Origin of the sequence: Streptomyces sp. NPDC056580 (assembly GCF_042793175.1) — a bacterium.
Taxonomy (GTDB): Bacteria; Actinomycetota; Actinomycetes; order Streptomycetales; family Streptomycetaceae; genus Streptomyces.
On the sequence record NZ_JBHTVE010000042.1, the window covers coordinates 1 to 5,326 of the forward strand.

The 5,326-nt window shown below is 52.4% G+C and carries 3 tRNA genes and 3 rRNA genes; all 6 read left to right on the top strand.

The features are described 5' to 3' along the window. Window positions 1-4: 4 nt before the first annotated feature. A tRNA-Ala gene (locus ACFQ9Z_RS39235) sits at window positions 5-80 on the top strand. A 166-nt stretch (window positions 81-246) separates the two neighbouring features. After that, window positions 247-1,796, top strand: a 16S ribosomal RNA gene (locus ACFQ9Z_RS39240). Window positions 1,797-1,970: 174 nt separating this feature from the next. Further along, window positions 1,971-4,899 (top strand): 23S ribosomal RNA (locus ACFQ9Z_RS39245). A 55-nt stretch (window positions 4,900-4,954) separates the two neighbouring features. Next, window positions 4,955-5,070, top strand: a 5S ribosomal RNA gene (gene rrf / locus ACFQ9Z_RS39250). Together the 16S, 23S and 5S rRNA genes with 3 tRNA genes alongside form the textbook arrangement of a ribosomal RNA operon. A 9-nt stretch (window positions 5,071-5,079) precedes the next feature. After that, window positions 5,080-5,154, top strand: a tRNA-Asn gene (locus tag ACFQ9Z_RS39255). A gap of 2 nt (window positions 5,155-5,156) precedes the next feature. Continuing rightward, window positions 5,157-5,229, top strand: a tRNA-Thr gene (locus tag ACFQ9Z_RS39260). Window positions 5,230-5,326: the final 97 nt, after the last annotated feature.

Consider the following 5,326-nt stretch of genomic DNA (forward strand, 5'->3'; position numbering starts at 1 on the left):
CTTCGGGGCCTTAGCTCAGCTGGGAGAGCGCCTGCTTTGCACGCAGGAGGTCAGCGGTTCGATCCCGCTAGGCTCCACCATTTATAAAAAACATGTTGACTTTAAGAGAAACTTATTATATACTTAAAAAGTTGCTTGAGAAAGTGAACAAAAATGATCTTTGAAAACTAAACAAGACAAAACGTACCTGTTAATTCAAAGTTTTAAATAAATCGCACAGCGATGTGCGTAGTCAGTCAAACTACTTTATCGGAGAGTTTGATCCTGGCTCAGGACGAACGCTGGCGGCGTGCCTAATACATGCAAGTCGAGCGGACAGATGGGAGCTTGCTCCCTGATGTTAGCGGCGGACGGGTGAGTAACACGTGGGTAACCTGCCTGTAAGACTGGGATAACTCCGGGAAACCGGGGCTAATACCGGATGGTTGTTTGAACCGCATGGTTCAAACATAAAAGGTGGCTTCGGCTACCACTTACAGATGGACCCGCGGCGCATTAGCTAGTTGGTGAGGTAACGGCTCACCAAGGCAACGATGCGTAGCCGACCTGAGAGGGTGATCGGCCACACTGGGACTGAGACACGGCCCAGACTCCTACGGGAGGCAGCAGTAGGGAATCTTCCGCAATGGACGAAAGTCTGACGGAGCAACGCCGCGTGAGTGATGAAGGTTTTCGGATCGTAAAGCTCTGTTGTTAGGGAAGAACAAGTACCGTTCAAATAGGGCGGCACCTTGACGGTACCTAACCAGAAAGCCACGGCTAACTACGTGCCAGCAGCCGCGGTAATACGTAGGTGGCAAGCGTTGTCCGGAATTATTGGGCGTAAAGGGCTCGCAGGCGGTTTCTTAAGTCTGATGTGAAAGCCCCCGGCTCAACCGGGGAGGGTCATTGGAAACTGGGGAACTTGAGTGCAGAAGAGGAGAGTGGAATTCCACGTGTAGCGGTGAAATGCGTAGAGATGTGGAGGAACACCAGTGGCGAAGGCGACTCTCTGGTCTGTAACTGACGCTGAGGAGCGAAAGCGTGGGGAGCGAACAGGATTAGATACCCTGGTAGTCCACGCCGTAAACGATGAGTGCTAAGTGTTAGGGGGTTTCCGCCCCTTAGTGCTGCAGCTAACGCATTAAGCACTCCGCCTGGGGAGTACGGTCGCAAGACTGAAACTCAAAGGAATTGACGGGGGCCCGCACAAGCGGTGGAGCATGTGGTTTAATTCGAAGCAACGCGAAGAACCTTACCAGGTCTTGACATCCTCTGACAATCCTAGAGATAGGACGTCCCCTTCGGGGGCAGAGTGACAGGTGGTGCATGGTTGTCGTCAGCTCGTGTCGTGAGATGTTGGGTTAAGTCCCGCAACGAGCGCAACCCTTGATCTTAGTTGCCAGCATTCAGTTGGGCACTCTAAGGTGACTGCCGGTGACAAACCGGAGGAAGGTGGGGATGACGTCAAATCATCATGCCCCTTATGACCTGGGCTACACACGTGCTACAATGGACAGAACAAAGGGCAGCGAAACCGCGAGGTTAAGCCAATCCCACAAATCTGTTCTCAGTTCGGATCGCAGTCTGCAACTCGACTGCGTGAAGCTGGAATCGCTAGTAATCGCGGATCAGCATGCCGCGGTGAATACGTTCCCGGGCCTTGTACACACCGCCCGTCACACCACGAGAGTTTGTAACACCCGAAGTCGGTGAGGTAACCTTTTAGGAGCCAGCCGCCGAAGGTGGGACAGATGATTGGGGTGAAGTCGTAACAAGGTAGCCGTATCGGAAGGTGCGGCTGGATCACCTCCTTTCTAAGGATTTTAACGGAATATAAGACCTTGGGTCTTATAAACAGAACGTTCCCTGTCTTGTTTAGTTTTGAAGGATCATTGATTCTTCGAGATGTTGTTCTTTGAAAACTAGATAACAGAAGTAATTCACATTCAATTAGTAATGCAAGATATCACGTAGTGATTCTTTTTAACGGTTAAGTTAGAAAGGGCGCACGGTGGATGCCTTGGCACTAGGAGCCGATGAAGGACGGGACGAACACCGATATGCTTCGGGGAGCTGTAAGCAAGCTTTGATCCGGAGATTTCCGAATGGGGAAACCCACCACTCGTAATGGAGTGGTATCCATATCTGAATACATAGGATATGAGAAGGCAGACCCGGGGAACTGAAACATCTAAGTACCCGGAGGAAGAGAAAGCAAATGCGATTCCCTGAGTAGCGGCGAGCGAAACGGGACTAGCCCAAACCAAGAGGCTTGCCTCTTGGGGTTGTAGGACACTCTGTACGGAGTTACAAAGGAACGAGGTAGATGAAGAGGTCTGGAAAGGCCCGCCATAGGAGGTAACAGCCCTGTAGTCAAAACTTCGTTCTCTCCTGAGTGGATCCTGAGTACGGCGGAACACGTGAAATTCCGTCGGAATCCGGGAGGACCATCTCCCAAGGCTAAATACTCCCTAGTGACCGATAGTGAACCAGTACCGTGAGGGAAAGGTGAAAAGCACCCCGGAAGGGGAGTGAAAGAGATCCTGAAACCGTGTGCCTACAAGTAGTCAGAGCCCGTTAACGGGTGATGGCGTGCCTTTTGTAGAATGAACCGGCGAGTTACGATCCCGTGCAAGGTTAAGCAGAAGATGCGGAGCCGCAGCGAAAGCGAGTCTGAATAGGGCGAATTGAGTACGTGGTCGTAGACCCGAAACCAGGTGATCTACCCATGTCCAGGGTGAAGTTCAGGTAACACTGAATGGAGGCCCGAACCCACGCACGTTGAAAAGTGCGGGGATGAGGTGTGGGTAGGGGTGAAATGCCAATCGAACCTGGAGATAGCTGGTTCTCTCCGAAATAGCTTTAGGGCTAGCCTCAAGGTAAGAGTCTTGGAGGTAGAGCACTGATTGGACTAGGGGCCCCTACCGGGTTACCGAATTCAGTCAAACTCCGAATGCCAATGACTTATCCTTGGGAGTCAGACTGCGAGTGATAAGATCCGTAGTCGAAAGGGAAACAGCCCAGACCGCCAGCTAAGGTCCCAAAGTATACGTTAAGTGGAAAAGGATGTGGAGTTGCTTAGACAACCAGGATGTTGGCTTAGAAGCAGCCACCATTTAAAGAGTGCGTAATAGCTCACTGGTCGAGTGACTCTGCGCCGAAAATGTACCGGGGCTAAACGTATCACCGAAGCTGCGGACTGTTCTTCGAACAGTGGTAGGAGAGCGTTCTAAGGGCTGTGAAGCCAGACCGGAAGGACTGGTGGAGCGCTTAGAAGTGAGAATGCCGGTATGAGTAGCGAAAGAGGGGTGAGAATCCCCTCCACCGAATGCCTAAGGTTTCCTGAGGAAGGCTCGTCCGCTCAGGGTTAGTCGGGACCTAAGCCGAGGCCGAAAGGCGTAGGCGATGGACAACAGGTTGATATTCCTGTACCACCTCCTCACCATTTGAGCAATGGGGGGACGCAGGAGGATAGGGTAAGCGCGGTATTGGATATCCGCGTCCAAGCAGTTAGGCTGGGAAATAGGCAAATCCGTTTCCCATAAGGCTGAGCTGTGATGGCGAGCGAAATATAGTAGCGAAGTTCCTGATTCCACACTGCCAAGAAAAGCCTCTAGCGAGGTGAGAGGTGCCCGTACCGCAAACCGACACAGGTAGGCGAGGAGAGAATCCTAAGGTGATCGAGAGAACTCTCGTTAAGGAACTCGGCAAAATGACCCCGTAACTTCGGGAGAAGGGGTGCTCTGTTAGGGTGCAAGCCCGAGAGAGCCGCAGTGAATAGGCCCAGGCGACTGTTTAGCAAAAACACAGGTCTCTGCGAAGCCGTAAGGCGAAGTATAGGGGCTGACGCCTGCCCGGTGCTGGAAGGTTAAGAGGAGCGCTTAGCGTAAGCGAAGGTGCGAATTGAAGCCCCAGTAAACGGCGGCCGTAACTATAACGGTCCTAAGGTAGCGAAATTCCTTGTCGGGTAAGTTCCGACCCGCACGAAAGGCGCAACGATCTGGGCACTGTCTCAACGAGAGACTCGGTGAAATTATAGTACCTGTGAAGATGCAGGTTACCCGCGACAGGACGGAAAGACCCCGTGGAGCTTTACTGCAGCCTGATATTGAATGTTGGTACAGCTTGTACAGGATAGGTAGGAGCCTTGGAAACCGGAGCGCCAGCTTCGGTGGAGGCATCGGTGGGATACTACCCTGGCTGTATTGACCTTCTAACCCGCCGCCCTTATCGGGCGGGGAGACAGTGTCAGGTGGGCAGTTTGACTGGGGCGGTCGCCTCCTAAAAGGTAACGGAGGCGCCCAAAGGTTCCCTCAGAATGGTTGGAAATCATTCGCAGAGTGTAAAGGCACAAGGGAGCTTGACTGCGAGACCTACAAGTCGAGCAGGGACGAAAGTCGGGCTTAGTGATCCGGTGGTTCCGCATGGAAGGGCCATCGCTCAACGGATAAAAGCTACCCCGGGGATAACAGGCTTATCTCCCCCAAGAGTCCACATCGACGGGGAGGTTTGGCACCTCGATGTCGGCTCATCGCATCCTGGGGCTGTAGTCGGTCCCAAGGGTTGGGCTGTTCGCCCATTAAAGCGGTACGCGAGCTGGGTTCAGAACGTCGTGAGACAGTTCGGTCCCTATCCGTCGCGGGCGCAGGAAATTTGAGAGGAGCTGTCCTTAGTACGAGAGGACCGGGATGGACGCACCGCTGGTGTACCAGTTGTTCTGCCAAGGGCATCGCTGGGTAGCTATGTGCGGACGGGATAAGTGCTGAAAGCATCTAAGCATGAAGCCCCCCTCAAGATGAGATTTCCCATTCCGCAAGGAAGTAAGATCCCTGAAAGATGATCAGGTTGATAGGTCTGAGGTGGAAGTGTGGCGACACATGGAGCTGACAGATACTAATCGATCGAGGACTTAACCATATTTTTGAATGATGTCACACCTGTTATCTAGTTTTGAGAGAACACTCTCAATTTGTTTGGTGGCGATAGCGAAGAGGTCACACCCGTTCCCATACCGAACACGGAAGTTAAGCTCTTCAGCGCCGATGGTAGTCGGGGGTTTCCCCCTGTGAGAGTAGGACATCGCCAGGCAGACTTCATTCCGCAGTAGCTCAGTGGTAGAGCTATCGGCTGTTAACCGATCGGTCGTAGGTTCGAATCCTACCTGCGGAGCCATTGCTTCCATAGCTCAGCAGGTAGAGCACTTCCATGGTAAGGAAGAGGTCAGCGGTTCGAGCCCGCTTGGAAGCTTTCCTCTATATGTTGATATGACAAGGTTTCTCGATGATGAGAAGGCTTTTTTTGTTTGTTTACATATATATATTGAACTGCTCGATGATCAGTAGAC